The sequence below is a fragment of the Paraburkholderia piptadeniae genome (assembly GCF_900007165.1).
Taxonomy (GTDB): domain Bacteria; phylum Pseudomonadota; class Gammaproteobacteria; order Burkholderiales; family Burkholderiaceae; genus Paraburkholderia; species Paraburkholderia piptadeniae.
Window position 1 is genome coordinate 319 of record NZ_CYGY02000151.1, and the last position, 16,745, is coordinate 17,063.

Annotated in this window: 15 protein-coding genes; 5 read left to right on the plus strand and 10 right to left on the minus strand. The window is 60.4% G+C overall.

From position 1 onward, the window contains the following. The first annotated feature begins 463 nt into the window (after positions 1 to 463). From BN2476_RS43250 to BN2476_RS43265, 4 genes are all read left to right on the plus strand, one after another. Positions 464 to 925 carry a helix-turn-helix domain-containing protein gene (locus BN2476_RS43250; RefSeq protein ID WP_087740259.1) on the plus strand — a complete coding sequence of 154 codons (462 nt, stop codon included), beginning with the start codon at positions 464 to 466 and terminating at the stop codon, positions 923 to 925. Between the two features lie 3 nt (positions 926 to 928). Further along, positions 929 to 1,501: a PIN domain-containing protein gene (locus tag BN2476_RS43255; protein WP_087740248.1), complete on the plus strand. Its 573-nt coding sequence runs from the start codon at positions 929 to 931 to the stop codon at positions 1,499 to 1,501. A 21-nt stretch (positions 1,502 to 1,522) separates the two neighbouring features. Further along, positions 1,523 to 2,044 (plus strand): hypothetical protein, encoded by a 522-nt coding sequence (locus BN2476_RS43260; RefSeq protein WP_087740249.1) that lies wholly within the window; start codon positions 1,523 to 1,525, stop codon positions 2,042 to 2,044. 123 nt (positions 2,045 to 2,167) lie between these two features. Continuing rightward, positions 2,168 to 2,698: a hypothetical protein gene (locus tag BN2476_RS43265; protein ID WP_087740250.1), complete on the plus strand. Its 531-nt coding sequence runs from the start codon at positions 2,168 to 2,170 to the stop codon at positions 2,696 to 2,698. Between the two features lie 493 nt (positions 2,699 to 3,191). On the opposite strand, the gene BN2476_RS43270 is transcribed toward BN2476_RS43265, so the two are convergent. From BN2476_RS43270 to BN2476_RS43280, 3 genes are all read right to left on the minus strand, one after another. Next, a complete protein-coding gene (locus BN2476_RS43270; RefSeq protein ID WP_087740251.1) occupies positions 3,192 to 4,190 on the minus strand; it encodes a hypothetical protein in 999 nt (332 codons plus the stop codon). Between the two features lie 18 nt (positions 4,191 to 4,208). Next, positions 4,209 to 6,887 carry a DEAD/DEAH box helicase gene (locus BN2476_RS43275; RefSeq protein WP_087740252.1) on the minus strand — a complete coding sequence of 893 codons (2,679 nt, stop codon included), beginning with the start codon at positions 6,885 to 6,887 and terminating at the stop codon, positions 4,209 to 4,211. Between the two features lie 235 nt (positions 6,888 to 7,122). Next, a complete protein-coding gene (locus BN2476_RS43280; protein WP_087740253.1) occupies positions 7,123 to 8,142 on the minus strand; it encodes a YecA/YgfB family protein in 1,020 nt (339 codons plus the stop codon). Positions 8,143 to 8,736: 594 nt separating this feature from the next. Between BN2476_RS43280 and BN2476_RS43285 the strand changes: the two genes are divergently transcribed. Then, entirely contained in the window at positions 8,737 to 9,933 is a 1,197-nt protein-coding gene (locus tag BN2476_RS43285) for a pectate lyase family protein (RefSeq protein WP_087740254.1), read from the plus strand. Between the two features lie 182 nt (positions 9,934 to 10,115). Here the strand turns inward: BN2476_RS43285 and BN2476_RS49065 are convergent, their stop codons facing one another. From BN2476_RS49065 to BN2476_RS46925, 7 genes are all read right to left on the minus strand, one after another. Next, positions 10,116 to 10,439, minus strand: a complete 324-nt coding sequence (locus tag BN2476_RS49065; protein ID WP_162497913.1) for a hypothetical protein — start codon at positions 10,437 to 10,439, stop codon at positions 10,116 to 10,118. Positions 10,440 to 10,665: 226 nt separating this feature from the next. Next, entirely contained in the window at positions 10,666 to 11,097 is a 432-nt protein-coding gene (locus BN2476_RS49070) for an aminotransferase class III-fold pyridoxal phosphate-dependent enzyme (RefSeq protein ID WP_160111878.1), read from the minus strand. Between the two features lie 148 nt (positions 11,098 to 11,245). Beyond that, positions 11,246 to 13,621, minus strand: a complete 2,376-nt coding sequence (gene hypF, locus BN2476_RS43300; RefSeq protein WP_087740256.1) for a carbamoyltransferase HypF — start codon at positions 13,619 to 13,621, stop codon at positions 11,246 to 11,248. Next, positions 13,615 to 14,640: a hydrogenase expression/formation protein HypE gene (gene hypE / locus BN2476_RS43305; protein ID WP_087740257.1), complete on the minus strand. Its 1,026-nt coding sequence runs from the start codon at positions 14,638 to 14,640 to the stop codon at positions 13,615 to 13,617. The genes hypF and hypE overlap by 7 nt, the downstream gene beginning before the upstream one ends. Before the next feature lie 82 nt (positions 14,641 to 14,722). Beyond that, the gene (locus BN2476_RS43310) at positions 14,723 to 15,310 is read right to left on the minus strand and encodes a cysteine hydrolase family protein (RefSeq protein ID WP_087740260.1); all 588 of its coding nucleotides are present in this window, start codon (positions 15,308 to 15,310) and stop codon (positions 14,723 to 14,725) included. Positions 15,311 to 15,666: 356 nt separating this feature from the next. Further along, positions 15,667 to 16,284 carry a GNAT family N-acetyltransferase gene (locus BN2476_RS43320; protein WP_087740258.1) on the minus strand — a complete coding sequence of 206 codons (618 nt, stop codon included), beginning with the start codon at positions 16,282 to 16,284 and terminating at the stop codon, positions 15,667 to 15,669. A gap of 148 nt (positions 16,285 to 16,432) precedes the next feature. Next, complete coding sequence (locus BN2476_RS46925) at positions 16,433 to 16,579, minus strand: hypothetical protein (RefSeq protein WP_160111880.1); 147 nt, start codon at positions 16,577 to 16,579, stop codon at positions 16,433 to 16,435. Between the last annotated feature and the right edge of the window lie 166 nt (positions 16,580 to 16,745).

Here is a 16,745-nt window from a genome sequence, read left to right on the forward strand (position 1 = left end):
AATGTCTCCCGTGTGCCCATAAATGCCCTGCTTGCGATTCACCAAGTAAAAAGCATAGGTCGTATGAGGATTCACGCCAGGTCAATTTTGCACGATTCCTTTCAAAGGAGGTTAATTTTGTCCGATTTTTTGCCTGCTCGGTGCCATCTGACAAAATTTTGTTCTCACCTGCACGCACGAATACTGCTTGTCGCACGCGGCCGACGATTCACGCGCGGCTCCGGCAACCCACCGCTCGGTGAAGTACAACATGGCAAAGCGTTTTTCCGGCGGCGATTGTGGGATTACGAAGTGTGTTCACTATTCGAATTCGCGAAAACAATTTGTTTCAAGTCATAGCAGCGTGAGCCAGTTTGCGGTTCGGTCGGGCGGCATCGGAGCGTTTCGGATATTTCGATTTAGGTTGTCGTTTCGGTTATTTCGAATTAGAATGGCGCATATAGCCAAGACGCAAGGAGCCCCCATGAACAGATCCGTAACCCCCGCATCGTTGCCTTCGGCGGCCGAGATCGAGATCGCCCGCGAGTCGAGCCGTGATCTGGCTGTTGCGCTGACCAGTAGTGCGGAATCGCAGCAGTTCGACTTCAGGGATGAAAAGGGAGAGATGCACAGTGTCAGTCTTCCGACGACGGTCTTGAAGCTGTTGGTCAATGTACTCGCGGAAATTGGACAGGGCAACGCCGTATCAATCATTCCAATCCACGCTGAAGTGACCACGCAGGAAGCAGCTGACCTGCTTAACGTATCGCGACCTTACTTTGTGCAGTTGCTTGAGAAGGGGGACATTCCTTTTCGACGGGTCAATACGCACCGGCGTGTCCGCTACCAGGACGTTATCGACTACAAGAAGCGCATTGACGAGGCGCGTCTCGCCGCGCTGGACGAGCTCACTGCGCAGGCACAGGAACTGGGCATGGGCTATTGAACGATGGCGTCAAACTTCACTGTAGTTTACGACGCCTGTGTTCTGTATCCGGCTCCGTTGCGCGACCTGCTGATGCATCTTGCGCTGACTGACATGTACCGCGCTCGATGGAGCAACATGATCCACGATGAGTGGACACGGAACGTGCTCGAACACCGAAAAGACCTGAAACCGGAGGCTATCGCGCGCACGCGTCAGCTCATGGATGCGAACGTACGCGAAGCGTTGGTCGAAAACTTCGAGCACCTCATTCCTGCGATCGAATTGCCAGACCCGAATGATCGGCATGTTGTGGCCGCGGCTATGCACGCGGGCGCCGAACTTATTATTACGTTCAACCGCAAGGATTTTCCTGCCTCCGAATTGCAAAAGTACAATGTCTCGGCCCAGCATCCGGACGACTTCATCTTCGACCTGTTCGACCTCAACGCCGCCAAAGTGCTACAGGCTGCCTCTCGACACCGCAAATCGATGAAGAATCCACCAAAATCTGTCGATGACTACCTGGATACGCTCGCCGCTCAGGGCCTGACGCAAACTGTGAACGTGTTGCGTCCGTTGGCTTGGGCAGTTTAAACCATCCGACGCCGCGTTGCCATGAAGCATTCCGACTTTCACATTGGTCTTGAATTTCTCGGCTCCGCCGGGTTCCGCTGGCGTTGCACTGACGTCGGCACGCGCACCGTTATCGCCATCCTGCTCGATAACGACGATCCAAACTGGTATGACGGGCCGCCGTACGTTGCGAAGGAAGTCGTGTTCGATGAACACGAGCTGGCACGGTGCCATCTGACGGATGAGGACGCGATCCAGGCGGCGGACACGTCGGGACACCCGGGATTTCCGAACGATGTCGTCAATCACATGATGCGCGCTCGGTTTGAAGAAGCCGACGCGCCTTACCCGCACAAGGGCGTGCTGCGCTTCGACCGGCGTGCCCTGGACGGTGAGATTCTGCATCCTTACGCGGGTCGCAAGGATGGCTCGCAATGGCGCGTCCGACTCTATCTGCCGTTCCGACGGACGTACAGCGAGATGCCCGAACGTGACTTCATCGCGTTGCCGATCGCCACGGCCGCCGACATACGCGCACGGGCCGATCGGCAAACCGGCGGGTGAACGAACAGGCACACCTGCCCGCGACTGGTGAGAACCTGCGATAGATCCTTCGAACGGCCCCAACACGCCACTACGGACAGGGGATCCGTGTAATCCAACCCCGTCGATTACAGGGGAAATACAATGAACCGTATTTCGCTGGACGCTGTGACCCGATCCATGAGAGCGGTGCAGGCGATGAATCTGAGGCAGAAGGAGGACCTGGTCGATGAAATACATCTTGCCCAGCCTCATATGCTCGGCTCGGTTCTCGTGCTGAAGGAGTTGGGCGTGTCGCTGGAGAAAATGGAGTTTGCCTTCGAACTTCTCCTTCTGTGCTTTCAAGCCATGAAAGAATCGGGCTTGACATGGCCTTTGATTTCGGAAGATGAGCAGGAGCTGCAGCAGCGGATTTACGTGACCACCGTCAAGCTGGGCGAAGACCTGAGTCCACCGCTCCGGGACCGCCTGATGCAGCAATACATCGGGAGCCATCCCGAGAAGAACCTGATCGCCTGCGTGTGGTCGGAGACGGCAAACTGGCTGAAACGAATCGTGTCGGAAGACAGTGACAAGTACGTGATGATGGTCGCTGCGAATCTCGTGAACTGCATTGCCTTCGTCCCCATGTCCGCACAGAAGAAGCCGCATCACGGGCAAAGAAAACCAGCATGAAAAAGGATCGATGTGATCGGTGCGCAATACCTGTCGCGACTTACGAAGCCATTCCTTACATCTGCATCGCGAGCGGCTAGAGGCTGCTTTGTTGCAGCCAATGTTTCAATGCAGAGGTCGCGAAGCAGAACAGCCCGATGGTCCGAAAACCCTCTCCCGGCCGCATTATGCAAGAGTTCGCGACCTGCAACTCTTGCATACAGTTGCTTCCCGGCCCTATCCTCGAAATTGGAGACCTTTGATTGTCGGTCGATGCATAAGTGAACCTAAAATATAGGATACCTATGGATATTCGCTAAATTGAGTTTCTGCGCACTCATGATCCGCGCCTTGAAGTAGCGCCTGGCCGTCGCCGGCGAAATCGCGACACCGTAGTCCCACTCAATCAGAGAGTCGGCAGGATTCAAAAATCCGCCACATCTCATCTTAATCTCGACACGATGTAAGAGCGAAACAGGTCGCCGGCTCAAGCGGTGAAACGCGGGACAAAAGATCACCCGCGGCGTTTCGCGGATTTCGACGTAGTACGCGGACGTGCAACGGGCTTTTGAGACGCGACCGAACGGTTCGTCTTCGACGTGCCGGGATCGGTGTTGCCCCTGGGCTTTTTCATGGCGGCGGGGCCGGACTTCGCGGTCGGCGTCGCGACCTTGCCTTTCCGTGCCGATTTCACGGTCACGGACGGCTTCGGCGTGGTCAAAGCAGACTTTCTCGCTTGCGAAGTGGATGGTTTGCGCGTGCGGTTGCCTCGGACCGTGCCGGCATCTGCAAAGGGTTCCGTGTCAATGTCGATACCGAACACATCGCCCAGAACCGCATTATCGAGCAGCTTGCCGGACGCCGGGACTTTTCCCGCCCCGGACAAATTCGCGCCTGTGTGATTGACGAGATCGGAAGGGTCAACGCCACGCAACGTAAAGAGCAATTCGGGCTGCTGGTCGAGTCGTGCGCCAATGCCGTAGAGTACTGCCGCGATGTGCTTGCACATCACCGCCCAATCCAGGCAGTTGCAACCGAACCTGATATCTTTCGGTGCGGGGAAAAGCCCGGTGCCGGGCTTGCAGATGCGGCCCATCACCGCAGCCGATAGCTTACCCAGCAGCAATTCGACCATAGAGTCAATCGACGACGAACAATCGGCGCTCAACGCGCGCCACTGCCTTTCCGGACAGGCGGCGACCTCAATTGTGATCTCGTACAGGCTTGAACCCATCACCTGCGCATGGATCTTGCCCTTTGTAATCTGCAGATCGATCACCGAACCATTGCGCACGTAGGTGCGCCCCCTTGGCAGGCGGCTATCGTAGTCGCTGTAATGCTCCAGATTATCGCACCACGCTTTGCCCCAGAAAGTCTTCGCAATGGCCCCGCGATACGGTGCGATGGGTGACAGGGTCTTGCCAGCCTTGGTCGCTCTGGCGGCCAGCTGCTGCGCTTTTTTTCGCCGCTCGGCCACCGGGACGTAAGGTTTCCATCCACCGTAGTTAGCCATCAGCGTTCCTCTCCATGATCAGTTTTCCTGCGCGGAATGAATATCGAGCTTGACAAGATCAAGCAGCTCCTGGTCACTCATTTCGGTCAGCTGCAGTTCCGCACCGCCTTCAAGCATATCGTTCACCAACTGCTGCTTCGATTCGATCAACTGGTCAATCCGATCCTCGACCGTACCCTGGCAAACAAACTTGTGCACCAGAACATTCTTGCGCTGGCCAATGCGAAACGCCCGATCGGTCGCCTGATTCTCTACGGCGGGATTCCACCAACGGTCGAAGTGAATCACGTGAGACGCCGCTGTGAGATTCAGTCCCGATCCTCCCGCCTTGAGCGACAGCACGAAGAACGGCGTTGATTCGTCCTCCTGGAATTGCCTGACCAGTTCGCGCCGTTTGCCTACGGGCGTACCGCCGTGGAGAATCAAACCCTCCCGGCCGAAAAGGGATCCCAGGAACGCGGCAAGTGGCTCGGTGGTTTCGCGGAACTGGGTGAACACCAGTACCTTTTCCTGCTTCGCCGCGATCACGTCGACCAACTCCCGCATGCGGCCAAACTTGCCGCTGGCTTCGGGGCTCCACGCCGCGTCGCCAAGCCACTGGGACGGATGGTTGCATATCTGCTTGAAACGCATCAGGTAGCTTAATACGATGCCTTTGCGTTCAATACCGTCGGCACCCTCGAGCGCCGCCGCCAGGTCCTTGACCGCGCGTTCGTACAACGCGGCCTGGACGGGGCTCAGGTGGCACCACGCCTTGAGTTCGGTCTTTTCCGGGAGATCGGCGATCACACGCCTGTCGGTTTTCAGACGGCGCAAGATATAGGGCCGCACAAGCGTGCGAAGCGGACCGAAATGCTCGATTTTCGCCAAACGCCGGCTGAGATCGGCAAATTCCTTGGCCGAGCCCAACAGGCCCGGATGCGTGAAATCAAAAATGGACCACAGATCCGACAAGCGGTTTTCCACCGGGGTGCCCGTCAGGGCGATACGTGACTGGGCCTGAAGCTTCTTTACCTGTTTCGTCTGCCTGGCGCCGGGATTCTTGATCGCCTGGGCCTCGTCGACAATCGCGATGCGCCACTGGATCGTTTCCAGACCGGGTTGACGCAGCAGCGAACCGAAACTGGTAATGACGAGGTCTGTCTGCGTAAGCTGCGTGTCATTCAGTGCGCATAGTTCTTCTGCAGGCGTCACGGACGGGTGAGCCACCAGCACACGCAGGCCGGGTGCGAAGCGTTCAGCTTCCGCTGCCCAGTTTGCCAGCAAGGACGCGGGTGCGACCAGCAGGCTGGGGCGCGAGTCGGCCTGTTCGCGCTTCAGGATCAATAGCAGGGAGAGTACCTGCATCGTCTTTCCGAGGCCCATGTCGTCGGCCAGACACGCGCCCAGCCCGAGCCGGCGGAGCAGGTATAGCCATCGCACGCCGGCTTGCTGGTATGGCCGAAGCTGGGCTCTCAGGTCGGGGCCCGGATCGACCTGCGCCAACCCTTCCGGTTGGCGCAAATGCCCAAGCGTCTCTGCCAGCCAGTTTCCTGCAACGACCTGTGCCCAGTCGCGCTCGTCGGAGCCTTCAGCTTCGCCGCCTGATACGCCCGCGAGGAGACGCAAGGCATCGTTCAACGGCAGCCCCGATTGCGCGGCCTTCTCCAGACTCTCGAAGCGTTGGAGTACGTGGCCGAGCTTTTTCGTGTCCACTTCGATCCAGCGTCCACGAATCCACTGGAGACCGTCGGCCCCCTTGAGCAGACGCCGGATCTCGGCCGGACTTAACGCTTCGCCATCGAGCGACACCTCCATTCTGAAGTCGAGCAGCGCATCCTTGCCGAGGAGCGACGGAGGCCGTGCCCCAACGCTGGCCTTGACCGCAGGTCGCGCGGGGCGGCCCGTCGCCCAGGTAGCTGGTAGCCGGACCATGATTCCGGCAGATTCCAGAGCGGGCAAATCGCAGAGAAGACGGTAAGCGTCAGCCGGCATCCAGCGCAACGGGTGGTATATTTCGCGCGAATCGAGCATCGCACGAAGCCAGTCGCAGCGTTCAGCGGCGCGCTGAACCGGCATCAGGAGAGAGAGCAGCTTCGCCTTGTTCCGCGCACCGGAAAATTCCTCGAGCGCCCGCGAAAGTGGTTGATGTTGTGTCTTGCCATGGGCCGATATGCGCGCTGCGTAGGTTGCCAGGAAGGCGAAAGGGGCTTCAGGATCCTTGCGGTTTTCGGCAAGGTTGAAGTGAACACGGCCCACAAGATTCCAGGCAGGATGACGCGACTTGAGAAATGCCTGAAGCGACTCCCCCGTGCTCGCCAGCTCATCACGTAAAGCGGTGTCGATTTCGCCCCACAGTGCCGCCAGGACATCCGACGTGAGATATTCGGCACCCGTCATGGGCGGCGCATCTTCGATCAGTCTTTCGAAGTCCCCTGTGTCCGGTTGAGAAACCGTGACCTCCTCGCCTTCTGACGTGGTGCATAAAGACGTGACATAGCGGGCGCCAAAGTCGCGCCACCATGCCCACGCAGGCGGCAGTGCACGCCCTATGGTTGCGCTCCCCAGATAGAGCAGCCCATGACCCGTGCCGCGCCTGAAGGAAGCGCCTAGCGCAACGTCATCTGGCAAGGGAGGCGCATCGACGTCCGGCGCTGCAAGGAGGTGGCCCGCCGGTGTGATTTTGGGCGCGAGACAATCGCTATCGGTCAAAGACATGGATGGTCGATGGGGAAGTACCAGGTTCGATTGCAGGCGGCAAATAGCCTTGCGTGCAGATCACGTAATATCTTGCGCCCCGGGAAAAACTGCGATTCCTGATCATGGTGCTGGGCTTCCGCCGGCATGTTGTACGGCCTTGCCGGATGAAGCTTCTGTCCGTGCCGCACAAAGTTTGACCCGCAGGCTGCGGCGACCGGGCCTTTGCTCAGGGCGCAAGACGGGTCAAGAGCGGTCAGTGCTTCGTCACGTGCTCCGGTACGCCTGCTGTTACCGATGCAATGCCATGCGAGCTGATGGTGTTCAACGCTTCTGCCAGCGCGGCTCCGTCGGTCGGAAACGGGTCGCCCCAGACTGTTGATGTTCCGTGCGAGTCGATGATTTCCAGGATCCAGCCATCGCGGCTGTCGTTTCCGGCCCGATAGACGTGCACATCGACAGACGTGCTTTCGCGAGTGACGCTGGTAGACAGTGGGGACAATGCAAGCGGGTGAAACGCATCTTCCGTCGTCCGGCCGAGCGAATCGACAAGGAACAGGTCTTCGGACTCGTTCCCGTCTTGCGCATCCAGATCGCTGCGTCCGGCATGCTTGCCCGTCCTGTCTTTCGGCCTTGAAACCGCCGGGATCATGTTCGGCCGCTCGCCCTGTTCCATCAGTTTTCGGCGCTCCTCACCCCAGTATCGATGGATATTGAGCGCTGCGGCCGTGAGCAGGTTTGCGAATGACCGACGTTGCTCGACGGTGTAATCTCGCTGCCCCAGTGCCTGGTATCCGGAGGCTGTTCCAAACAACAGGATGACATTGAACCACTCGGGGTGTCGTTCGATCAGCAGCTCCCAGGCCTCCCGATCGATTTCGATGCCTTTGCAATAGCCCTCGCACCACTCGTCGAGGACGATAATCTCTTCACCCTGCCACTCGGTCGTGTGCAGCGGAGGTTCGAACAGATCGGGACACTGATTCAGGGCGTTGTTGATGTCGTTCCAGTATTGAATGATCAGTCCGGTAATCTTGCGTGCCCGACCGGCTGATAAAAATCTGGGCTGACGTGTTGCGTGCCGCGCATCCCAGATCCACGGAAGAACCGCACTCGGCATGACCATGCTCGGTCCAGAGATGACGGCGGTCAGAAAGCCGTGCAACATGACGGCGTCCATCGCATCGTCGCAAACGGCATTGCTCGAAAGAAAGCATTCGAGCACACCAAACTCTTCGTCAGTCAGCGGATCGTCAAATTCGGGATCGAGATTCATGATATTCCCACGGTGGTACACGGTAGACGCGATGCTGATCGCCTGTGTATGTCACTGTCGCCGACATGCAACTCGATGCAGCGCTTGCACGCAACCATTTCGGCGGGCGCCGGGAGGCCAACATTTTACCCGATGGGGTGACGTGCAAATCGGACTGCTGTCGGTAGGCGATGAAATTCTTTTGGGCGCATGTCGCTAACCCCTGTGATCGATAGAGATGCGTTTTCTGGAGAAACTCCAGTTTCGCGAAAGCGCCTCCCCATTGTTACGGCACCTATAACATACCGACGCCAGTCACCGGCTTCCAACCTCCTTCCCCGATGCGCCGTCAGTGTCCGCCGTGCGTGCCGGATACGCAGACTATGGCAAGCCAAAAATATTACATAGGAATCCTTTCGCGCTCACGGGCATGACTTCCCGCCGTCACAATCCTGGGTGCTCGCAGGGCTGCGTTAACATTCACGTTGCCGATGCGCGCATCAGATTGCGCAGCCTGATGCGGGCGTGCACCGATGTTTGAACCGAATGCACCTTGGGCCGGAATCTGCCCATTGCCGGCTCCTAACTTTATGCGTTCTCGAATGGAAGAAACGAATGAACTGGCGGCTACTCAGGACAATATTAATCGCAAATCTGCTGTGCGCTCGTGGTAGCGCACATGGGACGTCTTCTGCGCCAGATCCCTCAGCAGAGATAGGCTCGCGGTCCACTGAGGCAGCAATCACCGCGCGCCTGCCGACGAACACCGGCGGGTTCGCAACGGCGACCGGGTCAGACGATTCCGCCGTCACGGTTGCCAGCCTCGCTGATCTGCTGGCCGCATTCAACGCGCGACAGCACCACATCCTCGTCAAGGGGGAAATCTACGGCGGGCCGCGACTGACGACCGTCACCTTCGCCAGCACGGACTGGGACAACACCACGATCGAAGGCGCCAGCGGAGGCAGTGCAGTGCTGAAAAACATCCAGCTCAAATTTGACGGCGAAATGCTGCCGGCAGGCAAGAACATCCAGAATGTCGTGATCAGGAACATCACTTTTCATGGCGTTATCCGGGACCTTCAGGCCCTGCCTGCCCAGGTTTACGGCACATCCAGCAACGCCGGCATCAATTATGAAGGCGTGTCGCTTCGACGGGTCACCAATGCGTGGATCGATCATTGTGCCTTCTACGATACGAGCGACGACCTAATGAGCGTGACACTGTCATCGGATAAGGTGACGGTTTCCTATAGCCGGTTCTATTTCACCAGCGAATGGCTGACGATGCACCCCGATCCCATGTGGAACTGGGCGGGCAAGAACCAAGACTTGGCCAATGAACGTCTGACGATGGTGATTGGCGCAAACCGGCAGGATTCCTATGAATATGGAGGGAACAGGCTGCATGTCACGTTGCACCACAACCAGTTCGGCCCGAACCTGAAGGGACGTCCGCTGCTGCGGGGCTGGATTCACGCCTACGACAACTATTTCGATAACGGGGCGACACCCACTGGCCTCACGGCGGCTGGGTCAGACGAGACCCAGTACAACGCTCTGCAGATTGGCAGCGGCGGCGTTGTGTATTCGGAAAACAACTATTTTTTCAGGACAAACCAGAGCATTCAGGTTGGCCTGGATTCGCCGGGCGACGTCTACGCTTTCCATGAGAACGCAAACCGGTACGACCAGACCACCGGCAGATCGGCAAAGGGCGAGGCTTTTTCACTCGCACCCGTCGGTTACGCGTATCGGGCCGCGACAGCTTCATCTATTCTCAAAGCTGTGCAGACCTTCGGTCCTCGCTAGCGGCAGGCATGAACAGGACGACTGCCCGGTGGCTGTTGGATTTGTCTCACGGGCATCGACGTCAGTAAAGGCCGATGCTCGCCAGCGACGTATCGCGGGGCGCCGCAATATTCGTTCGCAGATCGGGATTCCCCGCCGTGCAACACGCAACGGTGATCGGTATGTGCTGGCGGGAGCGCGTTTCACTTCAGGGTGAAAGTGAGGGTTCCGTATTCAGGCCAGTCGAAGCCCCCGCTGTTGGGTCCGTAATCGCCCCGCCGGCCCTCTGGTCTTACCTTGGCCGCAAAGGCTTCAATGTCGGGCGCGTCGAACTTCTTCGCGATGACGTAGTGGTTGTAGAGAAGCTCCCAGATGGTCGTATGTCGCCGCAGTCCGCGTTGGAGATCGTCGGCTACCTGACGTCGCTTTCCTGATACAGCACTTCGGACAGCGGAAAGCCGCCGCCAATGGCCTTCGAGATCAGGGTCGCATCGGGCACGATGCACCGCCAGCTCTAACGCGAACATCGTTCTGGTCCGGCCGAATCCCGTCTGAATCGTCGATCACGAGTGGGATGCCGAAACGTTCGGTAAGGTCGCGCGCCCCCGTAGTCACGAGGCCGGCGCTGGAATCACCCCGCCTTCACCCAGCACCGCCTCGACGATGACCGCGGCAGGCGCGACGATGCCGCTTTCGGGATCATTCAGCACGCGCTCGATGTACGCTAGCGAGAGTGCTTCCGTACCCGACCCGTCAGTGCCGAAGAGGCAGCGGTACGCAATGCACGTCCGGCATCAGCGATGCGACGTCCGTCTTCGCGTTCAGGTTGCCCGTCAGGGCGAGCGCACCCGCGGTCATGCCATGATAGCCGCCGTGAAACGCCAGCACCGAGCGCCGGCCGGTGGCCGTCTTCATCAGCTTGACGACGGCCTCGGTCGCGTCCGAGCCGGACGGCCCGCAGAACTGGATGCGGGCCTGCTGCGCGAATGTTTCTGGCAGCGCGTCGAACGGCGCTTCGATGAAGCAACTCTTCGCGGGCGTCGTGAGGTCGAGCGCCTGGAGCAGTTGGTCGGACTGAAGATATTCAATGACGCGGTCGCAGACGTACGGGTGGTTGTGGCTCAGCGCCAGCGTGCCGGCGCGAGACAGGCAGTCGAGACACTCCTTCCCATCGCTGTCGGCCACGTGCGCGCCCCGGCCTTTCACGAACACGCGGCCCAGCGCGTTCGGATAGGTGCGCACGCGGGCGTTGCCGAACTAACTCGAACATATCGGGTAGATCGAACAATTCAGCATCTGGTCCGTTCATCGGTACAATCCCTGAAAGAGCCATTTATATGACGGCCCTGCGTTCCGCTGTGATTCTCGCGCTCGCGACGACCGCTTGCCCGAGTGCAATACCGCCGTCGTTGGTCGGCACGTCGCGATGCGCATGTACGTCGAAGCCTCGCCGCCGAAGTTCGACCAGCGCATTCACCAGCAGGAATTCATTCAGGAACACGCCGCCGCTCAGCACGACCGTGTCGAGCGCATGCCGGCTGCGCAGCAGGTCGCACAGCGACGCAATCGCCAGTACGATCGTCGAATGAAAGCGCCGGCTGATCGTCGCCAGCTCGACGCTACCGGCAGTATCCGACACGACCTGCCGCACGAGCGGCCGGTAGTCAAGCTCGACCGGCGCGTCGGCGGACGGGTCAAAAGCGTAACGATACGGTTCGCTCATCGCCAGATCGCGCGCAAGCAGCCCCTCGAATTCGATCGGCCCGTGCGCTTCATATTCCGCCCGCGAGCAAACGCCCGCCAGCGCCGCGACGCCGTCGAACAACCGCCCCATGCTCGACGCGCGCGTCACGTTGATGCCCTTCCGCCACATCGTCGCGTACACGTGCCGCGCTTCATGGCCAAGCGCCGCAAGCGCGGGCACGCTCGCCAGCATGCCTTCATCGCCGTCGAACGATTCGAGCGCAAGTGCGAGTGCCGTGCGCACCGGTTCATGCACCGCCTTGTCGCCGCCCAGCAGCGACAGGTAACGCAAGTGTCCCTCGCGCTGCACCGCCCGCGCGTCGCCGATGAAAAACTCGCCGCCCCAGATCGTGCCGTCGAGGCCGTAGCCGGCGCCGTCCAGAATCACGCCGATGGCCGGCCCATTGAGCCCGTTGTCGGCGAGGCACGACGCCATGTGTGCATGGTGATGCTGGACCTGCTGACGCGACACATGTGTGTCCGACGCGAGCCGGGTCGACCGAAACGACGGATGCAGATCGCAGGCGGCCACTGTAGGCTTCACGCGATACAGATCGGCCAAGTGCGACGCGATCGTCTGATGCGAACGAAACGTGTCGTCGTTGCCGAGATCGCCGATATGCTGGCTCACATAGATTCGCTCGCGATCCGTGAGCGCGACTGTCGTCTTCAGTTCCGCGCCATAGGCGACTACTGGCGCCATCGAGCGACCGGCTTCTATTACGTATGGCGCGAAGCCTCGCGCGCGCCGCAGGAAACTGACCTGCGGTTCGGGCAACTGCGGGTGGTTCGAGCAACGAATCACGGAGTCGTCGATGCGAATCTCGATGTCGCGGTCATTCAGCAGCACCAGGTCGGACACCTCGAACAAGCGCGCGAGCGCCTCCTCGTTGCGATACGCAATCGGAAATCCGGACACGTTTCCGCTCGTCATCACCAGTGCCGGCAGGTCGGGATCGGACAGCAGCAGGTAATGCAGCGGCGCCGACGGCAGCATCACGCCGAGGTTCGGATTGCGCGGTGCGACGTTCTCCGCGAGGCCACCGCCGTCCAACTTGCGCAGCAGCACGATTGGCCGGCCGGGCGACCTCAGCCATTGCGCCTCAAGTTCGCTGCAGTCGGTCCAGCGCCGGGCCGTCTCGACCGACGCCATCATCAGCGCGAACGACTTCGAGTTGCGGCGCTTGCGGTCGCGCAGCCGCGCAATCGCGTCCGGATTGCGCGCGTCCACGACGAGATGAAAACCGCCGACGCTCTTGACCGCGACCGTCAGGCCCGTGCGCAACGCGTCGATCGCCGCGCGCAACGCGTCGTCGCCGGCCGACAGCATCCGGTCGGCATCATATAGCTCCACCCGCGGCCCGCATTCCGGACACGCGTTCGGTTGCGCGTGATAGCGGCGGTTGGACGGATCGCGGTACTCCGCCTCGCACCGCGTACACATCGTGAACGCGCGCATCGTCGTATTGACGCGATCGTACGGAATCGCCTTGATCAGCGAGAAGCGCGGCCCGCAGTTTGTACAGTTAATGAAGGGATAGCGATAGCGCCGGTTGGCCGGATCTGCCATCTCGCCCAAGCAGGCATCGCACACGTGCGAATCCGCAGGCAGTTGCGCTAGGTGGCTGCCGCTACGCTCGCTGTCCCGGATCACGAAGCGTTCCGTCGCGTCATGCAGCGGCGCGACGCAGTGCGACTGCAGCGACGCTACGCGCGCAAGTGGCGGCAATTCCGAGCGTAGTGCCGTAGCGAAATCGGCCAGTGCGTGCGCGTCGCCCTCCACCTCCATCAGTACACCGTCGGCATCGTTCAGCACCCAGCCGCGCAACGCGCGCGACGTCGCAATCCGGTACACGAACGGCCGGAAGCCGACGCCCTGCACCACGCCGGTAACACGCACGCGCCATCGAATCGGCCCGTTCGCGCCGGCGTGCGGAGCGACGGCGGTTGCGTTGCCGGTCAGCATAGGCGCGGCAACTCCGCGCCCGCCAGTTCCTCAATCGTGCGCAGCTCGCCGTTGCGGGTGCGCATGACGACTGCGCGATCGCCCGCGTCGCGCACCTCGCCGATCTCGACCGCCTGCCTGCCGTATGGATGACCGCGCAGCACCGTTAGCACCTGCTCGACATGCTCCGGCGCGACGAACAGGCAAAGGCAGCCTTCGTTCGCCATGTTGATCGGATCGACGCCGAGCATATCGGCCGCCATCGCGGTCTCCGCCTGGATCGGTAGGTCGGCTTCACGAATTTCGATCGTCGAATCGAGCGCGGACGCATATTCGTGCATCACGGCCGACAGGCCGCCGCGCGTGACGTCGCGCACCGAGCGCAGCGCGCTTTCCGGCATCGCGTCAAACAGCACGGCCAGCATACGGTTGAGCGGCGCGCAATCGCTCAGCACGCGCGTCTCAAATCCGAGCCCTTCGCGAATCGACAACAGGTGGATCGTGTGATTGCCGATCCACCCGCTCAGGATCACACGATCGCCCGGCCGCACCTGCTTCATCCGCAGTGGAGCGCGCCCGAAGAATCCAATGCCCGTCGTGTTGATGAAGATCCGATCCGCCTCGCCCTTGCCGACGACCTTCGTATCGCCCGCGACGATCTTGACGTTCGATTCGCGCGCCGTGTCGCGAATCGACTCCAGCACCCGCACAAGCGTGCTCAACGGCAGGCCCGTCTCGAGAATCAGCGCGAGCGACAGGAACTTCGGTGTCGCCCCCATCACCGCCAGATCGTTGACGGTGCCGCACACCGCAATCTTGCCGATGTCGCCGTTGCCGAACAGCGGTGGATCGACGACGAACGAATCCGTCGTCATCGCGAGGCGTCTACCGTCGACGTCGAGCAGCGCGCTGTCCTCCATTTCGCCGATATAGGTATCGTCCAGCACCGACACGATCATTTCTACCAGTTCGCGGCTCAGTTTGGCACCCGTGCCGTGGTCGAGCACGATCGTCGAGCGCGAAAGATCATTGATATTCATGGATCCTTCAATCGAAAGTTTTTGGATGAATGCGCTCGTCCGCCTGCCGCGTGCGCGGCACCGCGCCCGGCGAGCCCGTGCGTCAAGGCGTCTTGATCACCTTGCGAGGCAGGTGACCGAACTCGTCGATCGTGCGCAGTACCTCGGTCGAATCGGTCACAGTCGCGCAATAGCCGTCGAGCCATTCGAGCGCTCGCTTCTTGTCCGCTTCCTGCGCGGAGACGACACAGTCGGACGGCACCCAGATGTTGTATCCACGAAAGAACGCATCCGCCGCCGTGGTCTGCACGCAGATCTGCGTCTGCATGCCGGTCACTACCACGGTGTCGACGCCGCGCGCCTGGAGCATTTCGTGAAGATCTGTCTCGTAAAAGCCGCTGTCCTTATTCTTTTCGACGACCAGATCCGATTCGGCGAGGAACTCGGAGATTATCTGTGCGCCTTCGCTACCTTTCGTCACAGGCAGATAGCCGTTGTACCGCTCGGCATTCGCGTCGTCTTCTCGATTGATGAGTTGCAGGTGCACGATGTCACAGCCGCGCTTCCGCATGCCGTCGAGAAACCGGCAGAAATCGTCCTTCGCGTCGGCCACGGCGCGAATACGCTCGGGATTCTTGTTGACCAGCTCGTACTGCATATCATTCGTCAGAACCGCAATTTTCCTTGCCATGTCATGCATTCCTGTAGGACTGTGAGTGACGGCCACGGTCGCGGTCACGGCCGCAGCGGCGTCGATGGTTGTTTTCGTTACGCCGGCGCCCGCACGGCGCGCGTCGAGCACCACGCGGTCGATCGTGTAGGCCGATCGCGAGCACGATCGCCTTCGCGTGGCGCCGACGGGTCGCACCGGAATCGCAGGGCCAGCCACTTGATCAGCCGCGTCGCCGCGTAGGTCATCCCGAAGCTGCAGATGCCGTGCATCACGCGTGCGCGGCCCGCGATCCACGGCCCGAACGCATGGCTCGCATAAGCGGCCCACGCACCCTGCACGCACATCGCGCGGAGCGACGCCAACGTGGGCCGGCGTCATTCGTCCTGCTGGACGGACGTGATTTCGAACTCGGACTCGCCGAGAATCGGCGTGTCTGGGCGGTGCCAGAACGTTTTCGTGCGCTGCTGGTATGCGATCACGTCGTCCACGTACGCGCGAAGAAAATAACCCGTGATCATGCGGCCGTTCACGCGCGCGAAGTCGTCGAGTCGGCCGTACTCGACGAAACCAAGACGACGCCATAGCTGCTCGGCCTTACCATCGCTGCGTACATCAATGACGATCATTTCGCAGCCCATCTTCTTCACACGTTCGAGCGCAAGCCGCCAGCCGTTGAGCACGAACCGCCCTCGATACCCAGGCTCGATCACGCAGCGCTTCATTTCGACGATGTGTCGCCGCGCGGGCAACGCTTGACGCGCGAGAGTCAGCATGCCAACGATCCGACCGCCCGGCCGCTCGCGTGCGATCAGCAGGTCGACCGCGCGCGCGCGGAGGTCGGCATCGAGAGACTCCATCATCGCGAGACCGGTCGACGCGGTGATGGGCTCGAAGAATCCGAGCGTCGTCTCGCGCGTCGATACCGTATTCATCAGGTCGACCAGCTCGGTCATGTCCTGTCGCGACAACGACGACGGCCATTCGAATGTCATAGAGCCCTCATGCAGGGAACTACCGGATCAGGGGAATCGCGCCGCGGCGACGCATCGCGCGCTGCGCGGAGGACGGCGTGCAGCTCACGCGAGCGCGCCGCTTTCGGCCACAGTGGTGATCGCCGCGACCGGTGCCCTCATAGCCGTCTCAGGGATTCGGTGCCGGCACGCGCACGCTGTGCGCGACTTCAACGAAGTAAGACACGAACGGCTCGTTGAGCTTGACGAGGTGTTCGACGAGGCGCGCTTCGTCCGCCGGGTGTTGATCGTGCGCGTGATCATGTTCCAGAACCATATTGACGTGATCGTTGTGCGCTCACCTGAGGAGTACGGAGCATAATCGCATCGATCATCCTAACGCGCAATGAAGAAAGTGGATGGAATTGACTTGCATCAGGCCGATGTCTACCGTCCGGTGGAAATACGGTGCGTGGTGCCGGATCTGATAATCATGTAGCCGG

Excerpts from the sequence above, each read along its gene's own strand:
- BN2476_RS43280 (WP_087740253.1), bottom strand. The coding sequence starts at position 8,142 with ATGAATCTCGATCCCGAATTTGACGATCCGCTGACTGACGAAGAGTTT.
- BN2476_RS49065 (WP_162497913.1), bottom strand. The coding sequence starts at position 10,439 with ATGTTCGCGTTAGAGCTGGCGGTGCATCGTGCCCGATGCGACCCTGAT.
- BN2476_RS43255 (WP_087740248.1), top strand. The coding sequence starts at position 929 with ATGGCGTCAAACTTCACTGTAGTTTACGACGCCTGTGTTCTGTATCCG.
- hypE (WP_087740257.1), bottom strand. The coding sequence starts at position 14,640 with ATGAATATCAATGATCTTTCGCGCTCGACGATCGTGCTCGACCACGGC.
- BN2476_RS43275 (WP_087740252.1), bottom strand. The coding sequence starts at position 6,887 with ATGTCTTTGACCGATAGCGATTGTCTCGCGCCCAAAATCACACCGGCG.
- BN2476_RS43310 (WP_087740260.1), bottom strand. The coding sequence starts at position 15,310 with ATGGCAAGGAAAATTGCGGTTCTGACGAATGATATGCAGTACGAGCTG.
- hypF (WP_087740256.1), bottom strand. The coding sequence starts at position 13,621 with ATGCTGACCGGCAACGCAACCGCCGTCGCTCCGCACGCCGGCGCGAAC.
- BN2476_RS43265 (WP_087740250.1), top strand. The coding sequence starts at position 2,168 with ATGAACCGTATTTCGCTGGACGCTGTGACCCGATCCATGAGAGCGGTG.
- BN2476_RS43285 (WP_087740254.1), top strand. The coding sequence starts at position 8,737 with ATGAACTGGCGGCTACTCAGGACAATATTAATCGCAAATCTGCTGTGC.
- BN2476_RS46925 (WP_160111880.1), bottom strand. The coding sequence starts at position 16,579 with ATGGTTCTGGAACATGATCACGCGCACGATCAACACCCGGCGGACGAA.
- BN2476_RS43250 (WP_087740259.1), top strand. The coding sequence starts at position 464 with ATGAACAGATCCGTAACCCCCGCATCGTTGCCTTCGGCGGCCGAGATC.
- BN2476_RS43270 (WP_087740251.1), bottom strand. The coding sequence starts at position 4,190 with ATGGCTAACTACGGTGGATGGAAACCTTACGTCCCGGTGGCCGAGCGG.
- BN2476_RS43320 (WP_087740258.1), bottom strand. The coding sequence starts at position 16,284 with ATGACATTCGAATGGCCGTCGTCGTTGTCGCGACAGGACATGACCGAG.
- BN2476_RS43260 (WP_087740249.1), top strand. The coding sequence starts at position 1,523 with ATGAAGCATTCCGACTTTCACATTGGTCTTGAATTTCTCGGCTCCGCC.